Source organism: Pseudonocardia kongjuensis (assembly GCF_039526905.1).
GTDB lineage: Bacteria > Actinomycetota > Actinomycetes > Mycobacteriales > Pseudonocardiaceae > Pseudonocardia > Pseudonocardia kongjuensis.
The window spans coordinates 89418-105341 of sequence record NZ_BAAAJK010000005.1 but is presented as its reverse complement, the minus strand read 5'-3'; the positions used below and the strand labels follow the sequence as shown (position 1 = coordinate 105341).

At 72.0% G+C, this 15924-nt stretch carries 16 protein-coding genes; 4 read left to right on the top strand and 12 right to left on the bottom strand.

Annotated elements, in window-relative coordinates; all coding sequences use genetic code 11:
- Positions 1-174: 174 nt before the first annotated feature.
- Entirely contained in the window at positions 175-1047 is an 873-nt protein-coding gene (locus tag ABD160_RS06885; RefSeq protein ID WP_344019557.1) for an SAM-dependent methyltransferase, read from the bottom strand.
- A gap of 330 nt (positions 1048-1377) precedes the next feature.
- A complete protein-coding gene (locus ABD160_RS06880) occupies positions 1378-2283 on the bottom strand; it encodes a LysR family transcriptional regulator (protein ID WP_344019555.1) in 906 nt (301 codons plus the stop codon).
- Between the two features lie 176 nt (positions 2284-2459).
- Between ABD160_RS06880 and ABD160_RS06875 the strand changes: the two genes are divergently transcribed.
- The 4 genes from ABD160_RS06875 to ABD160_RS06860 all read left to right on the top strand — a co-directional run bounded on the left by ABD160_RS06875 (position 2460) and on the right by ABD160_RS06860 (position 5759).
- Positions 2460-3245: an HpcH/HpaI aldolase family protein gene (locus ABD160_RS06875; protein WP_344019553.1), complete on the top strand. Its 786-nt coding sequence runs from the start codon at positions 2460-2462 to the stop codon at positions 3243-3245.
- A gap of 32 nt (positions 3246-3277) precedes the next feature.
- Entirely contained in the window at positions 3278-4201 is a 924-nt protein-coding gene (locus ABD160_RS06870) for a cyclase family protein (RefSeq protein ID WP_344019551.1), read from the top strand.
- A 50-nt stretch (positions 4202-4251) separates the two neighbouring features.
- The gene (locus ABD160_RS06865; protein WP_344019549.1) at positions 4252-4863 is read left to right on the top strand and encodes a cysteine hydrolase family protein; all 612 of its coding nucleotides are present in this window, start codon (positions 4252-4254) and stop codon (positions 4861-4863) included.
- A 164-nt stretch (positions 4864-5027) separates the two neighbouring features.
- Positions 5028-5759, top strand: coding sequence for an SDR family oxidoreductase (locus tag ABD160_RS06860; protein ID WP_344019547.1), 732 nt, complete (start codon positions 5028-5030; stop codon positions 5757-5759).
- A 645-nt stretch (positions 5760-6404) separates the two neighbouring features.
- Here the strand turns inward: ABD160_RS06860 and ABD160_RS06855 are convergent.
- The 10 genes from ABD160_RS06855 to ABD160_RS06810 all read right to left on the bottom strand — a co-directional run bounded on the left by ABD160_RS06855 (position 6405) and on the right by ABD160_RS06810 (position 15885).
- Positions 6405-6590: a DUF4177 domain-containing protein gene (locus tag ABD160_RS06855; protein ID WP_344019545.1), complete on the bottom strand. Its 186-nt coding sequence runs from the start codon at positions 6588-6590 to the stop codon at positions 6405-6407.
- Positions 6591-6673: 83 nt separating this feature from the next.
- Positions 6674-7909, bottom strand: a complete 1236-nt coding sequence (locus ABD160_RS06850) for a DUF418 domain-containing protein (RefSeq protein ID WP_344019543.1) — start codon at positions 7907-7909, stop codon at positions 6674-6676.
- 37 nt (positions 7910-7946) lie between these two features.
- Positions 7947-8078 (bottom strand): hypothetical protein, encoded by a 132-nt coding sequence (locus ABD160_RS06845; protein WP_344019541.1) that lies wholly within the window; start codon positions 8076-8078, stop codon positions 7947-7949.
- 590 nt (positions 8079-8668) lie between these two features.
- Positions 8669-9514 (bottom strand): 8-oxoguanine DNA glycosylase OGG fold protein, encoded by an 846-nt coding sequence (locus ABD160_RS06840; protein ID WP_344019539.1) that lies wholly within the window; start codon positions 9512-9514, stop codon positions 8669-8671.
- A gap of 129 nt (positions 9515-9643) precedes the next feature.
- Positions 9644-10084, bottom strand: a complete 441-nt coding sequence (locus ABD160_RS06835; protein WP_344019537.1) for a MarR family winged helix-turn-helix transcriptional regulator — start codon at positions 10082-10084, stop codon at positions 9644-9646.
- A complete protein-coding gene (locus ABD160_RS06830; RefSeq protein WP_344019535.1) occupies positions 10081-10461 on the bottom strand; it encodes a nuclear transport factor 2 family protein in 381 nt (126 codons plus the stop codon). The genes ABD160_RS06835 and ABD160_RS06830 overlap by 4 nt, the downstream gene beginning before the upstream one ends.
- A gap of 38 nt (positions 10462-10499) precedes the next feature.
- Positions 10500-11384 carry a DMT family transporter gene (locus ABD160_RS06825; protein ID WP_344019533.1) on the bottom strand — a complete coding sequence of 295 codons (885 nt, stop codon included), beginning with the start codon at positions 11382-11384 and terminating at the stop codon, positions 10500-10502.
- Positions 11385-11621: 237 nt separating this feature from the next.
- Entirely contained in the window at positions 11622-13655 is a 2034-nt protein-coding gene (locus tag ABD160_RS06820; protein ID WP_344019531.1) for a thioredoxin domain-containing protein, read from the bottom strand.
- Complete coding sequence (locus ABD160_RS06815; protein ID WP_344019529.1) at positions 13652-14824, bottom strand: AAA family ATPase; 1173 nt, start codon at positions 14822-14824, stop codon at positions 13652-13654. Before ABD160_RS06815 ends, ABD160_RS06820 begins: the two co-directional genes overlap by 4 nt.
- A gap of 23 nt (positions 14825-14847) precedes the next feature.
- Positions 14848-15885: an aliphatic amidase gene (locus ABD160_RS06810; protein ID WP_344019527.1), complete on the bottom strand. Its 1038-nt coding sequence runs from the start codon at positions 15883-15885 to the stop codon at positions 14848-14850.
- Between the last annotated feature and the right edge of the window lie 39 nt (positions 15886-15924).

Here is a 15924-nt window from a genome sequence, read left to right as displayed (position 1 = left end):
TCTGGCACGGATCTGGCACGAACGCCGAACGGCGCCCTTCCCCAGAGTCGGCAGGCTGCTCCGGTACGAGGACGGTGAGACGGTCGACAGGCCGGCCGGCCCAGGGTGAACCGCGCAGGTCCTCAGCGATTACGAGAATTGTGCCGGTTCAGGCACTCCCCAGCGTGCCCGAGCTCAGGAATCGGGGCGCAGGACACCGACGGCCGCGAGGCTGTTGGACCGGGCCGTCTCCTCGTCACTGACCGGCGACTCGGGGCGCCACGCGGCGCTCGGTACGACGCCCGGCTCGAGCAGGTCGTACCCGGCGAACAGCGTGGCGAGCTCGTCGGTCGAGCGCAGCACCATCGTCGGTGTGGTCGTCTCCGCCATGATGGCGCCGACGGCTTGCAGCTCCGCGTCGGTGATGTTCATCGGCTGGGCGTTGGAGATCGCCAGGGCACTACCCGGAACGCAGGCGTCGCGGTAGGCCGCGACCAGCCCGGCCGGGTCCGGGGTGTCGAGGATGTCGAGCACCGCCAGTGCCAGGACGGCCACCGGCCGGTCGAAGTCGAGCAACCCCGCGACACCGGGTGCCGCGAGCACCCGCTGTGGGTCGCGGATGTCGGCCAGGGTCGCCGTCGTCAGCGGGTCCCCCGCGTCGGTGACCAGTCGGCGGGCGTGCTCGACGGCGACCGGGTCGATGTCGACGTAGGCCACCCGCGTGCCGGGCCGCACCGTGGCGGCGACCTCGTGCACGTTGCCCCGGGTGGGGATTCCGGAGCCCAGATCGAGGAACTGGTCGATCCCGGCGCGGCACAGCTCGGTGACCGCCCGCGCGAGGAAGGCGCGGTTGATGAGCGCGTAGTCCCGTTCGCCCGGCCAGGTCCTCAGCAGTTCGTCGGCAACCCGGCGATCAGCCGCGAAGTTCGCGGAGCCGCCCAGCACGTAGTCGTAGATCCGCGACATGTTCGGGGTCGTCCAGTCCAAATACGGGTTCTCCGCCGGATCCCTCCCCTGCGCGTACAGATAACCGAACTCGGCACCCGAGAATGAATTGTGTCCCCCCATGATGCCGACGGTACCGCTCGCCGGACGTCCCGGTCGCGATGACAGACGGTTGGGCTGGTCGTGCCCGACCGCGGTCGTGGGAGCGGTGTGACGGTCTGAATCGGACCCACTGGACGAGGGCGTTCCGCCTCGCCGCAGCGACACGACCCCCACTCCCGTGGTCGATCACGCCCTCATCTGCACTCCGTTTCCGGAAGAGCTGGTTATCGATCCGGGCGATCGATGCTGCGGCAGCAGCACGCTGCCCGCCTTGCGGCGAAGGCGGGCACCACTCCACTTTGACAACTCGCCGGGACGCGCTCAGCGCGGCACCGTCAGCGCGTGACCTGTTCATCGTCTGAGGGGCTGCGGGAACTGTCGGTGCGCCCGGTCGAGGACCTGGCCGATCGACGTCTCGTCGCGGCGATCCCGGCGCCAGGTCAGGTAGGTCACGATCACGGGTTCGGGCTCGTGCAGGGGGCGCAGCAGAACGCGTTCGCCGCGAGGTCCCCTGAAGTGGCTGTGGTCGTGCCAGGCGGCGGGCACGAACGAGCAGTGGGCTCCGTCGGACAGCAGCATCAGCAGTCCGTCCTCGACCGCGGCGTTGACCCGGTCGACCAGCGGAAGCATCTCCAGGTAGGGATGAAGGACGTCCGGGAAGGTCCAGGGGTCGATGTTGGTGGCCAGGCGCAGTCCGACGACGTCGATGGGCTGAATCCGCTCGAGGCGGTGGAACCGCGGCGTGTCCGGGAGTGCGATCACGAAGCGTTCCTCGAGCAGCGGGAGTTGGTCGAGCTCGGCGTCCCCACGCAGCTCGTTCCAGAGCAGGCCCAGTTCGAGATCCCGGGAGCGCAGCAGCTCGACCTGGTGGTGTGAGTCCAGGGGGCGCGGCGACAGCGACGACCGCCCGACGGCGGGACGGATGGTGTGCTCGAGGAGCGACTCACGGAACGTGGCCGGCACCGAGCGCATGCCCACGCGGACGGTGGGTGCGTGTGCGGTGCGGAACATCGTCTCGACGAGGTCGAACTCGGCGACGATGGATCGTGCGCGAGGTAGCAGCGCCTCGCCGGCCGCGGTCAGTGTCGCCGGGCGCGTCGAGCGGTCGAACAGGCTCACGCCCAGCTCGGACTCCAGTTCCCTGATCCGCTCACTGATCCGTGATGGCGCCAGGTGCAGGCGACGGGCCGCGACGGTCACGCTGCCCGTCTGCGCAAGGGCGAGGAAGACCTGCATGTGGACGAGCTGGGCCTTCATGCCGGCCCGGCCCGCCGACCGCCCCAGGATGGCATCGACACAACTTTCGAGAATACAGAAACTCAGCCGATCGTTCTGGCCCTACCGTGACGTTGGCGAGGGGAGTCCGGGGACATCTCCAGCCGGCCGGCGGCAACGGTCCGGCCTCGCCGCACGACCACTGACAGGAGTCACACGTGCTGACAACGCGGCCGCGCCGTATCCGCGCGGCATGGGAAGCGGGAACTACCGCCTACGGGGTCGCGGTCCAGCTGCCCAGCCCTGACCTGGTGGAGATCGCCGGGCAGGCCGGGCTCGACTACGCTTGGATCGATGCCGAGCACGGATCGTTGTCGCTGTCCGAGATCCGCGAGCTGATCCGTGGTGCGGACGCCGTCGGCATCGACACCGTCGTTCGTGTGCCCGACCACGACCCGTCGTTCATCCAGCGCGTCCTCGACCTGGGCGCAGCCGGGATCATGGCCGCACACGTGTGCACGGTAGAGCAGGCCGCCACCCTCGTGGCGGCGGCCCGGTACGCCCCGGCGGGGCTGCGAGGCGCCTGCCCGGCGACGCGCTCGGTCGGCCATGTCACGACCGACTGGACGGGCGACCGGCGGCGGGCCGACGACGACGTACTGGTCTTCGGACTGATCGAGGACCCCGAGGGACTGGAGAACGTCGAGGCCATCGCATCGCAGTCGGGTATCGACGGACTCGTCTTCGGCCCGTTCGACCTGAGCATGGCCCAGGGGCTCGACGGCGACGTCGGCCACGACAAGGTGCGGAAGATGCACGACCGAGTGGTCCGGGCCTGCCGCGACGCCGGCGTCGACTACGTCGTCGCGAACGCGGCGTGGGAGTTCGAGGGGCTCGCCGCCACCGGCTCGCGGACCGTGACCGTCGCCGGTGACCGGGGAGTGCTGTTCGAGGGACTCCACCGGTCGCTGGAGTCGGCGCGTTCACCGGGGGCGTTCCGATGAGTGGCGCGGACCCGACCCCGACCGAGAGCGAGGTGCTCGACTACTTCACCTCACTGTCCAACTGGGGCCGGTGGGGTGCCGACGACCGTCTGGGCACGCTGAACACCATCACCGACGAGGTCCGTGCGGCGGCCGCGGCTTCGATCCGCACCGGGCGCGCGGTGTCGCTCTCACGGGACATCGACCCCCACGCCCCTGACCCCCTGGCCTCCGGCAACTCCGTGGTGCAGCGGTTCACCGGCACGGGCGAGGTCGAGGAACACTTCGGGCAGCCGCTGCGGTTCGACGCGGTCACCGAGTTCGTCGGCATCGCCGCCCATGGCTCGAACACCCACGTCGACGGCCTCGCCCACTACTCGTGGGAGGGTTGCAACTACAACGGTTTCCCCGCATCGGAGACCACCTCGCTCGGCGGAGCGCGACGACTGTCCGTGCATCACGCTGTCCACGGATTCCTCACGCGAGGCGTGCTGCTGGACATCGCGGCGCTGCACGGAGTCGACTGGCTCGAGCGTGGCCGGCCGGTCACCCCCGCCGACCTCCTCGCCGCGGAAGCACGCCAGGGCGTCACGGTGCGATCCGGTGATGCGCTGCTGGTGCACACCGGCAACGTGGCTCGGATCCTCCACGAAGGTCCCGACGCCGTCGGCCCGGCGGCCCGGCAGGCCGGCCTGCACGCGAGCAGCATGCCGTTCCTGCGCGAGCGCGACATCGCCGTACTGGGCAACGACGGTGTCCAGGACGTGCAGCCGTCCGGCTACGGACTGGACCTGATCCGGCCGGTGCACACCATCGGACTTGTCGCGCTCGGGCTGTGGCTGATCGACAACATGGAGCTCACCGAGCTCGCCTCGGTGTGCCGCGACGAGGGCCGGTGGGAGTTCTTCTTCGCCGCGCTGCCGTGGCGCATGGTCGGGGTCACCTCCAGCGCCAGCAACCCCGTCGCGATCTTCTGATCATCCCGGCGGGACGTCTCGGAACGACGTCACGAGAAAGGACGTCTGCTGTGTCCACTACGGCAGTTCTCGTCATCGACATGCAGAACGGCTTCGTGCACCCGGAAGGATCCCTCGGCCGGGCCGGGATGGGCCTGCCGGACGCCGAGCCCACCATCGCCGCGATCGAGGCCCTGATCGCCTCCGCCCGCGCCTCGGGCCTGCCGGTCGTCTACACCCGCCATGTCATCAGCGAGGGCGGACCGGAGATGTCCGCCGCGTGGCGCCAGGCTGCGGCACCGGCCATGGCCGTCGAACCCCGCATGCTCAGCCACGGCAGCTGGGACGCTCGGATCGTCGACCCGCTGGCGCCCGCGGCGGGTGACGTGGTCGTCGAGAAGAACCGCTACGACGCCTTCCTGTACACCGACCTCGAGGACACCCTGCGCGGGCTGGGTGTCGACCGCCTCGTGGTCGCCGGGGTGCTGACCAACGTGTGCGTCGAGTCCACCGTGCGTTCGGGGCTGGAGCGACGCTTCGACGTTGCCGTGGCCAGCGACGCCACTACTGCCTACGACGGGTTCCGCGAGCCCTCGCTCACCGCGATGGGCGCGCTGTTCGCCACCGTGGCGCCCTGGTCCGAACTGGTCGCCGGCGCCGACGACCCGGTCGAGGTCTCCTGACCGGCATCGCCGTTCCACCAGCACCCGCCTGACCTGCCCGCACAAGAAACCGGCCGGTGGCGGACCGACCATCGACCAGCGCACGGTCGACGCGCTGCATTCGGCCACCCGCGCGATCGCCGAGCGCGGGACATCAACCCACCACAGGAAAGGCTCGATCCGTCATGATCGAAAACAAGGTCGTGGTCATCACCGGTGCCAGCGGCGGGATCGGGCGAGCCACCGCCCTCCGCCTGGCAGCGCGGGGCGCGAAGGTCGTCCTCGGGGCCCGCACCACCACCGCGCTCGACGACGTGGTCGCCGACATCCGGTCCGCCGGCGGTCAGGCCGTAGCCGTGGCGACCGACGTGACCCGTCGCGCCGACGTGGCCGCGCTCGTCAAGACCGCCGAAGCCGAGTTCGGCCGGGTGGACGTCATGGTCAACAACGCGGGCATCGGCCCGGTCTCCGAGCTCGACGAACTCAAGGTCGACGAATGGGACCAGATGGTCGACGTGAACATCAAAGGGGTGCTCCACGGGATCGCCGCGGCGCTGCCGGTGTTCCGGGATCAGAATGCCGGCCAGTTCGTGACCGTGGGATCGGTGGCGGGGATGTCACCGACACCGACCATGGCCGTCTACGGAGCCACCAAGACGGCGGTCAAGGTCCTCTGCGACGGTCTCCGCCTCGAGGCCGGCCCGGACCTCCGGGTGACCCTGGTCAGGCCCGGTTTCGTGGACACGAACTTCGTGACCGGCATCTCCGACCCGAAGCGGCGCGCCGGATTCGAGGAACGACGCGACGCCATGGCCATCAGCCCGGACGTTCTCGCCGAGGCCATCGTCTTCGCCATCGACCAACCCGCCCAGGTCGACGTCAACGAGATCGTCGTACGCCCTACGGCCCAGAGCTGACCTCGGGACGGCCCTGCACCAGTGTGAACCCGCCGCCGGGCTGATCCATCACGGCGCCCACGGAGTCCAGTACACCTCGATCGACGTCGGACGGACGCTGCCGCTCTCGGAACGAAGCGCTCACGCCCGGGCGAGCGCAGATGTCCACAGTGGCGGCACCGTCCTCTCACGGCCGTCGTGACCCGGCCCTGGAGGCAACCGTCGACGAACCCGGCGGCGACGAACTGGCCGTCGCAGTCGAGAAGTTCGCTTTCATGGGATTCTGGATCTCACACGTGCCCTGGGGTCGCTGCGCAGAGTTCTGGGCACTCGTCGATCGCAGCTTGCGCCCGGGCGGTCGAGTGTTGTTCGGCGATGACGCCCATCGCACCGAACACGAGCTCATCCACGGAGAAGCATCGACGACTATCCAGCGCCGCCTGCGCGATGGCACTCCGCACCGCGAGGTGACGGTGCCCCACACACCTGAAGGCCTCGAACAGGAACTCACACGTCTGGGCTGGAGCATCCGGGTCCACCGGACCGGCGGACCGTTCTACCGGGGTATCGGCACACGCGCCGCTGAGCGACGCCAGCCATGGTGGCGCCGAGCGTGCCGGAAGCCGCGCCGGAGCGGGCCCGCCCCCCGCGGGGATCGGCCCCGCCTCAGTCGGTCCGCGCCCGCTTGACGATGATCCCGATCTCGATCGACTGCCCGGCGCCGACGCTGGGCACGATGGTGCCGACGGCCTCCCAGCCCTGGGCCCCGAGCTCGTTGAGCTCCTGCTCGATCTTGTTGTAGTCGAACCCCTTCCAGCCCCAGGTGAACTTCAGGACCTTGTGCTCGAACACGGCTTCCTCCTTGAGATGCAGTTCGACGGAGGCCGGGTGGATCCCGGCGTGGGTCCAGTGAAGACCGTGCCGTCGCGGCATGGTCAAGTCGTACGGCGGCCGCCGTAGGTGAGCCTGCGCAGCAGCACCTCGGCCGGACCGCGGACCCCCGCGACGTCGAGCCGGTAGGCGACGACGACGGTCAGCAGCCACACACCGATCCCGACCAGCATGGCGGTGGCGCTGGTCAGGTGCGCCCCGAGCCCGAGACCCCAGGCGGACAGCAGCGGAACGAAGATCAACGACTGGGCGAGGTAGCCGGACAGCGACCGGCGGCCCAGCGCGACGAGCGCCCGGACCGGAAGGGGACGGCGGGTACCGACCCGGTGTGCGATCAGCCCGAACAGGGCGGCCACGCCGACGCCGGCGAAGATGCCGGTGAGCAGGTGGAACGAGACCACGGCCGACGGGTTGGGCACCGAGAGCACCCCCAGGTGGAGCAGCGCCTGCACCGACCCCAGACCCCAGCCGAGCGCGAGACCGATCACCGCGGTGCGGCGCAGCAGCGGGAGGTGACGGCCCGGTTCGTCGAGGATGCGGTGCCGGGCCGCGAGGATCCCGATCAGGAACGCGGCCGGCATGACGAGCCCGACCAGCGACGAGATCGGCGACGGCAGCCACAGCACCAGCCGGAGCAGCGCCGATGCGAGGTAGCCGGTCTCCGCGGCGGCCTGCTGCTGCGGCGCCATCGCCCCCACCCCGGCGGGTACGAGCTGGCCGAGCACGGCGAGGCCGATGTTGACCAGAGCGGCGACCCCGAGCAGCAGCCCGATCCAGACCTTGAGGACTCGGTCGCTGCGCTGCAGGAACAGCGGGACGAGCAGCAGTCCGAGCAGTCCGTAGGTGCCGAGGATGTCGCCCTGCCAGAGCAGCACGGCGTGCACGAGGCCGAAGGCGAGCAGCCACCAGTGACGGGTGCGCAGCAGCCTGCGGATCTCGGCGTCGGTGCTGCCCGCGGCGCTGCGGCGGGCGTAGAGCTGCCCGATCCCGTAGGCGAACAGCAGCCCGAACAGCGTCCAGGCCCGCCCGTCGACGAACACGATCGTCACGGCCTGCGCGACGCGGTCGGCGGTCCCGCCCTCGGCCGGGTGCATCAGGGTCGACCCGAGCTCGGAGTTCCAGAGGAACCACGGGACGTGGGCGAGTGCGATGAGCAGCAGCATCATCCCCCTGGCCAGGTCGGGAGCTACCGACCGCTCGGCGACCGGTGTCGGTGTCGGTGTCGCGGCGCGGGCCGGGTCGTGGTCGTCCGGTCTGGGTCGGTGGAGGGGTAGGGACACGGCATGCCTCCCGGCACGAAGGTGGTGGATGGTGACGTCAGCGGGCGGCGCGACGGGCCCGGATGCCAGCCGCCGGGTCGACCGGCAGGTCGCGGCCCCCGGCCCGGCCGTCGGAGAGCCGCTGCGGCACCACGGCGCGCGCGTGGTCCTCGGCATCCAGGGACACCATTCCGGCCTCCTGACGGTCCGTGGCGGTGCGGTTCAGGTGACACCGTGCCGCCGCGGCACGGTCAAGTGGCCGGGGTGCGGGCCATCCGTCCGTGGACGCCGATGGGCGTCGAGTCGGCCCCGTTCGGCGACGGAGGCGTCGTGCGTGGCCGCACGGCGTGACCAGTGCCGGACGAAGGAGAACAGCAGCTGCCCGGTTCCCGGCGTGGTCCTTCGGTCGCGGCCAACTCGCGGTAGAGGTGCGCGAGTTCGAGAGCCGACCGAAGGTCCGGGAGCCGGAGGGCGGCGGTGACCGTGCCGTCCACGACACGGCACAGCGGGTCGCGACCGTCGAGTCCGAGCTTCCCAGCATCTAGCGGGACGTCCGGGGCGCAAATTCGAGTGTCCGCGCGGTCGCCTTGCACCGACCGGTCACCCGGCGATCACCGTAGAAGACGAGCGCGCGGCAGGTGTCCTCGCCGACGGCCAGTACGCCGAACGAAAGCAGATCGTTCTTCGCGTCGGTTGTCGCGAGCGCATCGGGTGGAAGCACCTCGGTGAGCGGGACGTCGGTGAGGGTGCGCTCCTGCGGGCCCTGGCCGCTCTTGCTGACTACGGCCGTTCGGCCTCATCAGGAGTGATGGTCTCCGAGAGGTCGGTGCTCACCAGGTCGTCGAGTGCATCGAGATGCGCCTCGATACGCGAGAACAGCTCTCCGGGCAGGTCCGTCGCCAGCTCGCGCACGCGCAGCAGCGCCGAAGGCAGATCTTCCGCCTGCTGCGATCCGGCTCCCGTGCCCCTCGCGGAATCGAAGATGAGCTGTTCCAGGACGTCGATGCGGACTCCGCCCACGTCCCGCGACCATTCCTGCAGAATGTTCCGATACTGCTCGTAGTCCGGCCACCGCCACAGGTCGAGCCGCGGGTGAAAGGTGGTGTGCTGGTGAAACCAGCCGGTCACGACGGAGTCGAGGATCGGGAGGACTGCATCGTCGCGTTCGGCGATGAGGGAAGCGAAGTACAGAAACTTGGTACCGAACGCCGGCCCCAGATGCTTCAGGCCGGGCGCCCGCGCGAGATCGAATGCAGCCCTGGGCTCGCCCGCTGCCGCGGCGTCCAGCACCTCCCGCAGCCGTGACGGTGCGTCGTGGTTGGCGGTGAGGACCCGGTGCGTGCGATAAGGGCCGTAACCGACCGGACCGTAACCCCACACCATCACCGCGACGAAGGCATCTGTGACCGTGCGCCCGCTGCCGACCGCTCGGAAGACGTCTGTCACCTGCTCGCGCGAGACCCGGTCTCCGAGCGCATCCCCTTGCAGCACGGTGACGTCCGGCAGGTTGTCGAGCCTGCGCAGCCAGGAAGGGCGGTTCCATCGCATCGGTTGCTGCACAGCCTGTCGGTCCGGGCACCCGACCAGGCTGCGCAGTTCTGGCGGAACGGGCGGAACGTCACGCATGACGACACTGTAGGGACTGGCAGTCGCGAACGCTCCGGTATCACCGGATCCTGGGTCCCGGCTCTGCACGGGGGTACGGCCGGAACCGCCCGCGCGCTCGGGCGAGCGGACCGCCGGCACCCGAGGGGCTCATCCGCCGACCTGGTCGGACCGGGCGATGAGATCGGCCATGGCGGTGTGGAAGTCCCGGCGCCGCTTCTCGCTCCAGCCCGCGGTCAGCTCGTCGAAGACCTCCTCCTGCCATGCGTGCGCCTGCCGGAGGACCAGGCGTCCGGCGGGGGTCACCGACACCTCACGTCTGCGGCCGTCCGACGCCCCCGTCGTCACCGTGAGACATCCGGCGTCGACGGCGCTCGTGATCAGTCGTGACGCGCCGCTCTGGTCGATGCCGATCTCGCCGGCGATCGCATTCACGGTCGGCGGCCGGCCGCGGCCGTGCAGCGCCGCCACCGCCTCGGTCACCAGTACGAGTCGGCCCCGTTCGGCGACGGAGGCGTCGTGCGTGGCCGCACGGCGTGACCAGTGCCGGACGAAGGAGAACAGCAGCTGTCCGGTTCCCGGCGTCGTCATTCGGTCGCGGCCAACTCGCGGTAGAGGTGCGCGAGTTCGAGAGCCGACCGGAGGTCCGGGAGCCGGAGGGCGGCGGTGACCGTGCCGTCCACGACGCGGAAGACCGTCGCGACGCGGACCGCGCTCTCCTCGCCCGGCCAGACGGCGTCCTCCTCGACCACCATCACCCGGTCGCTGACCGGGTGCCAGGACACCGGCGTCAGCCGGATGCCCGAACGCCGCACCCACTCGGCGAACCGGGACGGGGTGATCGGACCCGCCCCGCGCGGTCCCAGCACGACGACCGGGTCGCCGACGGCGGCGGCCGAGCGGCTCGGGTCGCCGGCGTTCACCGCGTCGTGCCACTCGGTGAGAACGGCTTCGAGGTGGGATTCCATCGGGCAATCATATGCGATCCGCATGGATTGTGCCGGCGTCAGCGGTTCCGCAGCACGGTGACCGCGCCGAGGATCAGCACGACCCCGACCATCCCGTGCGCCGGCAGCGACTCCCCGAGCAGCAGTACGGCGAGCACCGCGGCCGTCGCCGGTTCCAGCAGCGTCGCGACGGCGGCGGTGCCGGCCGATGCGGTGCGCAGGCCCGCGTAGAGCAGCAGGTACCCGCCCGCCATCGTGACGACGCCGAGATGACCGAGCGCCAGCAGCGAGACCGGTGCGGTGGTCGCCACCGGCCCGGTGAGCACGGCGAGCGGCAGCAGCCCGAGTGCGCCCACGGTCGTCGTCGCCGTGGTCAGCACCAGCGGCGCCATCCGGGGCGCGGCGTGCCGGCCGAGCACGGTGACGGCGGCGTAGGTGAGCCCGGAGGCGACCGCGAGCAGCACGCCGGCCGCGGGGGCGGTACCGGTCCCGGCGTCGACGCCTGCCACCAGCAGGAGTCCGGCGACCGCGACGGCGATCGTCGCGAGCCGGCCGGGCGACGGCGTCCGGCGGGTCCGCAGCGCCTCCCAGGCGGTGACGACGACCGGCGCGAGACCGAGCGCGACGACGGTGGACACGGCGGCGCCGGCCAGCGGGATCGAGGCGAACCACAGCGCCTGGTAGGCCGCCACCCCGAGCCCGATGACGACGACCGGCACCGGGGCGGCCCGCACGGCGGTGAGCACCGCGGCGGTGGCGCCGGTCGCGGCGGCGAGCACGCCGAGGACGGCCGCGGCGACGGTGATCCGCCATGCGCTGACGGCGAGCGGGGGTAGGTCGCCGACGGCGGCGAACGCGACGGGTGCGGTGCCCCACAGGGCACCGGCGGAACAGACCTGGAGGACCCCGGCCCGGGTGCGGGCAGGGGTGGACGACGAGGACAACGGGGGCTCCTGCGCGGAGAGAGGTGACGGGCGGGCGCAGCGGAGCAGGGGCGGACGACCGGCCGCGCCTCAGGCGCGGTCGGTGACAGCGGCTCCGGTCAGGAGCGCGGCGGGGGAAGGACGAGGAGCCCGGGCACGTCGACGACGGTAGCGCGCGCGGACCGCCGGGTCCCCGTATTTCGCAGCCGGTCCCGGCTGCGGCGGGGCGGAGCACCCCACGAGCACGGACCCGGTCTCTCACCCCGGACCCGCGACCCCGTCCCGCACCCCCGGACCGGTGAGCTGCCGGTCGAGCTCGGCGACGGTGCCGACCGGCCGCTCGCAGACGAACCCGCGGCAGACGTGCGCGGCCGGGCTCCGGTGCGCCGCCGGCCCGCCGGGCACCGCGGGGTGCCCGGCGACGACCACGCCCCCGCCGGGGACCCGCCTGCGGGCGTGGCCGACCAGGTCGGCGAACCGCGGGTCGCGCGGGTCCCCGTCGACGGTGACCAGGACCGGGCCGTGCACGAGTGCCTCGGCGGTGCTCAGCCAGTGGCCGGCGAACCGGGCGTGCTCGGCGAGGACCCCGCCCATCGTGGACAGTGCGGCCTCGGCGATCTCGCGGTAGCGGTGCGACCGCTCCCCGTCGACGAGCACCGAGGCGGTGAGCAGAGCACCGGCGAGCGCCGAGCTGCCGCACGGGGTGGCGTTGTCGACGAGGTCGCGCGGCCGGTGCAGGATCGGGGCGGCGTCGTCGGCGGTGTCGTGGAAGCGGCCGGGCCGGTCGGGATCGGCGAACCGGTCCAGGGTGAGATCGAGGACGGTGCCCGCGGTGTCGAGCCAGGCGGGGTCGCCGGTCGACCGGTGCAGGGCGAGGAGGGCCTCGGCCAGCCAGGCGTGGTCCTCGAGCACCCCGGCCGCGGTGCCCGGCCGCCCGTGCCGCGACGAGCGGTACAGCCGTCCGTCGCGCAGGTGCAGTCCGAGGAGCAGCCGGGTGAGGTCCGCGGCGGCGGACACCCAATCGTCGCGGCCCAGGTCGGTGCCCGCCTCGGCGAGCGCGACGGCGGCCATCGCGTTCCACGCGGTGACGATCTTGTCGTCGCGGGCGGGCTGCGGGCGCCGCCGCCGGGCGTCGAGCAGCGCGGCGCGGACCCGGCGCAGCCGCTGGTCGTCGTCCGGGTCGGCGGGCAGCTGCAGGGTGGACCGTCGCTGCCCGAAGGTGCCGGCGCTGGTGACGCCGAACCGGTCGGCGGCCCACATGCCGTCGCCGAGCCCGAGCGCGCCGATCAGCTGCCCCGGCGTCCACAGGTAGGTCAGGCCCTCCTCGCCGTCGGCGTCCGCGTCGAGCGCGGAGGCCAGGCCGCCGCCGTCGACGGCCATCCCGGTGAGCAGGAAGTCCCCGGTCCCGGTGGCGATCCGGTGCGCGAGCGCCGATCCGGTCAGCCGGGCGAGGTGTGCGTAGAGCCGCAGCAGCAGCGCGTTGTCGTGGAGCATCTTCTCGAAGTGCGGGACGACCCAGGCGGCGTCGGCGGTGTAGCGGGCGAAGCCGCCCGCCAGCTGGTCGTACAGGCCGCCCCGGGCCATCCGCTCACAGGTCAGCTCGACGACGTCCAGCGCCCGCGCCGATCCGGTGCGCTCGTGATGGCGGAGCAGGAACTCCAGGCACAGCGCCTGCGGGAACTTGGGGGCCGCGCCGAACCCGCCGTGCTCGGGATCGGCCTCGTCCAGCAGCGTCGCGGCGGCCCGGTCGAGGATCTCCGGCCCGACCGGCACCCGGGGCCGTTCCTCGGCGGCGTGCCGGGCGAGGTTCGCGGTGATCCGGGTGGCCGCCTCGCGGACCCGCGCGCCGTCCTGCTCCCAGGCCGTCGTGACCGCGGTCAGCACCTGGCGGAACCCGGGCAGCCCGGACCGGGGCGTCGGCGGGTAGTAGGTCCCGCAGTGGAACGGCTCGCCGTCGGGGGTCAGGAAGCAGGTCAGCGGCCAGCCGCCGCGCCCGGTCATGGCCTGGGTGGCGGCCATGTAGGGGGCGTCGACGTCCGGGCGTTCCTCGCGGTCGACCTTGATCGCGACGAAGCCGGCGTTGATCTGCCGGGCGGTCTCCGGATCGGCGAACGACTCCCGGGCCATCACGTGGCACCAGTGGCACGCCGCGTAGCCGATCGAGAGCAGCACCGGCACGTCGCGCCGGCGGGCGTCGGCGAAGGCGTCGTCCGACCACGGCCACCAGTCGACCGGATCGTCGGCGTGCTGGAGCAGGTAGGGACTGGTCGCGTCCGCCAGCCGGCCGCTCACGCCGGCTCCGCCCGCCCGGCGCCGGCCGCCGTGGCGCCGTGCGCGCCGGCCCGGCCGGGGGAGTGCGGCCGGACGACCAGCGGGTCCGGGCCCCCGCCGGGTGCCGGATCGATCCGCAGGGTCAGCGGCGGCCGCGCGCCGTCGGTGGCCCGGCGGTGCCGCACCAGCGCCTGCGCGACCGGCACGACCACGTTCCGGCGCACGCTCCGGCCGAGGCCGCGCGCGCCGTTCACCGTGTCGAAACCGGCGTCGACCAGCACCTCGACGACGCCGTCGCCGATCACGAGCTCGACGTCGCGCCGCCGGAAGCGCTCGCGCACGTCGTCCAGCCGCAGCGCGACGATCCGCGCCGCCGTCCCGGGCGCGATGGCGCCGAAGTGGACGACCTCGTCGAGCCGGTTGAGGAACTCGGGTTCGAAGAAGTCGCGCACGGCGCGGTCGACGATCGCGCCGTCGCGGTGCCCGAGCGCCGCCCGGGCGCGCCGGCCGACCGGCCCCCTCGCCGGGAGCGAGCCGAGCGCCCGGCGCCACGCCCGGCCCTGCCGGCGGGCGAGTTCGGCCGACCCAAGGTTGGAGGTCATGAACACGAAGGTGTTGCGGAACGAGATCGTCCGGTCGCCGCCGGCCAGGGTCAGCCGGCCGTGGTCGAGGGCGCCGAGCAGCGCCCTCAGCACCAGCGGGTGCGCCTTCTCCACCTCGTCGAAGAGCACGATCCCGGGCGTCAGCGCGGTGCCCTCGACGGTGGCCCGGTCCAGCACGCTCGCGTGCTCGCGGCTCCCGGCGTAGCCCGGCGGGGCGCCGGCCAGGGACGCCGCATAGTGCTCCTGGCCCAGCTGGCCCATGTCGACCCGGCAGAGGTCGTCCGGGCCGGACCGGATCTCCGCCGCCAGCCGCCGGACGAGCTCGGTCTTCCCGACCCCGGTCGGTCCGACGAGCAGGACGCTCGCCATCGGCCGGTCCCGGTCCTGGAACCCGGCCTGGGCGATGACGAGCGCGTGCCCGACGGCCTCCAGCGCCGCGGCCTGGCCGAGCACGCGCTGCCCGATCGCCGCGGTGACCGCGGTGGCGTCGAAGGTTCCGGTCCGGTTCGGGCCCGCTGCCGGTGCGGCCGGACCGGGGGCGCGGAGATCGGTGTCCCGGTCGTGGAACCGGTCGCTGAGATAGGGCACGGGATGGTCCGGGTACCGGTCGCTCAGGCGTTCCGGGTCTTGTCGTAGGGCAGGTCGTAGACCGGTGCGCTGGCCACCCCGACCGTCGAGCGGGTGATCGCCTCGACCGCCTCCTGGGCCTTCTGGGCATCGGTGACCCAGAGCTTGTAGAAGTCGAACGGGCACTCCGCGATGCCCTTGTCGCCCTCACCGGCGGCGTGCACGCCGGTGTAGCCCCGGTGCAGCAGCTTGAACAGGTGGTTCTGGGACTGGTCGTTGCGCCGGGCGTCGCGGATCGCGCTCAGCGAGAGCTGGGCGTACTGCACGCCGTAGTCCTCCTCGCCGCACTCGCCGAGGGTGCGGCCGTCGAACCCGATGATCGCCGAGTGCCCGAAGTAGGAGTAGACCCCGTCCCAGCCGGTGTCGTTGGCGACCGCGACGTAGCAGTTGTTCGCCCAGGCCATCGCCTTCGCCATGATCACCTGCTGGTCCTTGGACGGGTACATGTAGCCCTGCGGGCGGACGATCAGCTCGGCACCCTTCATCGCGCAGTCCCGCCAGATCTCCGGGTAGTTCCCGTCGTCGCAGATGATCAGCGAGATCTTCATGCCCTTGGGGCCGTCGGCGACGTAGGTCGAGTCGCCCGGGTACCAGCCCTCGATCGGGGTCCAGGGCAGGATCTTGCGGTACTTCTGGACGATCCGGCCCTCGTCGTCGATCAGGACCAGGGTGTTGTACGGCGGCTTGTTCGGGTGGTCCTCGTGGCGCTCGCCGGTGATCGAGAAGACGCCCCAGGTGCCGGCCCGGCGGCAGGCGTCGGAGAAGATCTCGGTCTCCTCGCCCGGGACGGTGGCCGCGGTCGCGTACATCTCGTCCTGGTCGTACATGATCCCCATGGTCGAGTACTCGGGGAACACGACCAGGTCCAGGCCGGGCAGGCCCTGCTTCATGCCGATGATCATGTCGGCGATCCGGCCCGCGTTGTCGAGCACCTCGGCCTTGGTGTGCAGCCGGGGCATCTTGTAGTTCACGACCGCGACGCCGACGGTGTCCGGGCTCGACGAGATGTCTCCGTGACGCATGTTTCCTCCTGGCGAGGGACGGGCCGGTCGGGACGGGCG

What these genes read in the sequence shown, in the direction of transcription:
- ABD160_RS06885 (WP_344019557.1), bottom strand. Translation starts at nt 1,047, where the DNA reads ATGGGGGGACACAATTCATTCTCGGGTGCCGAGTTCGGTTATCTGTAC.
- ABD160_RS06880 (WP_344019555.1), bottom strand. Translation starts at nt 2,283, where the DNA reads ATGAAGGCCCAGCTCGTCCACATGCAGGTCTTCCTCGCCCTTGCGCAG.
- ABD160_RS06860 (WP_344019547.1), top strand. Translation starts at nt 5,028, where the DNA reads ATGATCGAAAACAAGGTCGTGGTCATCACCGGTGCCAGCGGCGGGATC.
- ABD160_RS06845 (WP_344019541.1), bottom strand. Translation starts at nt 8,078, where the DNA reads ATGGTGTCCCTGGATGCCGAGGACCACGCGCGCGCCGTGGTGCCGCAG.
- ABD160_RS06840 (WP_344019539.1), bottom strand. Translation starts at nt 9,514, where the DNA reads ATGCGTGACGTTCCGCCCGTTCCGCCAGAACTGCGCAGCCTGGTCGGG.
- ABD160_RS06835 (WP_344019537.1), bottom strand. Translation starts at nt 10,084, where the DNA reads ATGACGACGCCGGGAACCGGACAGCTGCTGTTCTCCTTCGTCCGGCAC.
- ABD160_RS06830 (WP_344019535.1), bottom strand. Translation starts at nt 10,461, where the DNA reads ATGGAATCCCACCTCGAAGCCGTTCTCACCGAGTGGCACGACGCGGTG.
- ABD160_RS06810 (WP_344019527.1), bottom strand. Translation starts at nt 15,885, where the DNA reads ATGCGTCACGGAGACATCTCGTCGAGCCCGGACACCGTCGGCGTCGCG.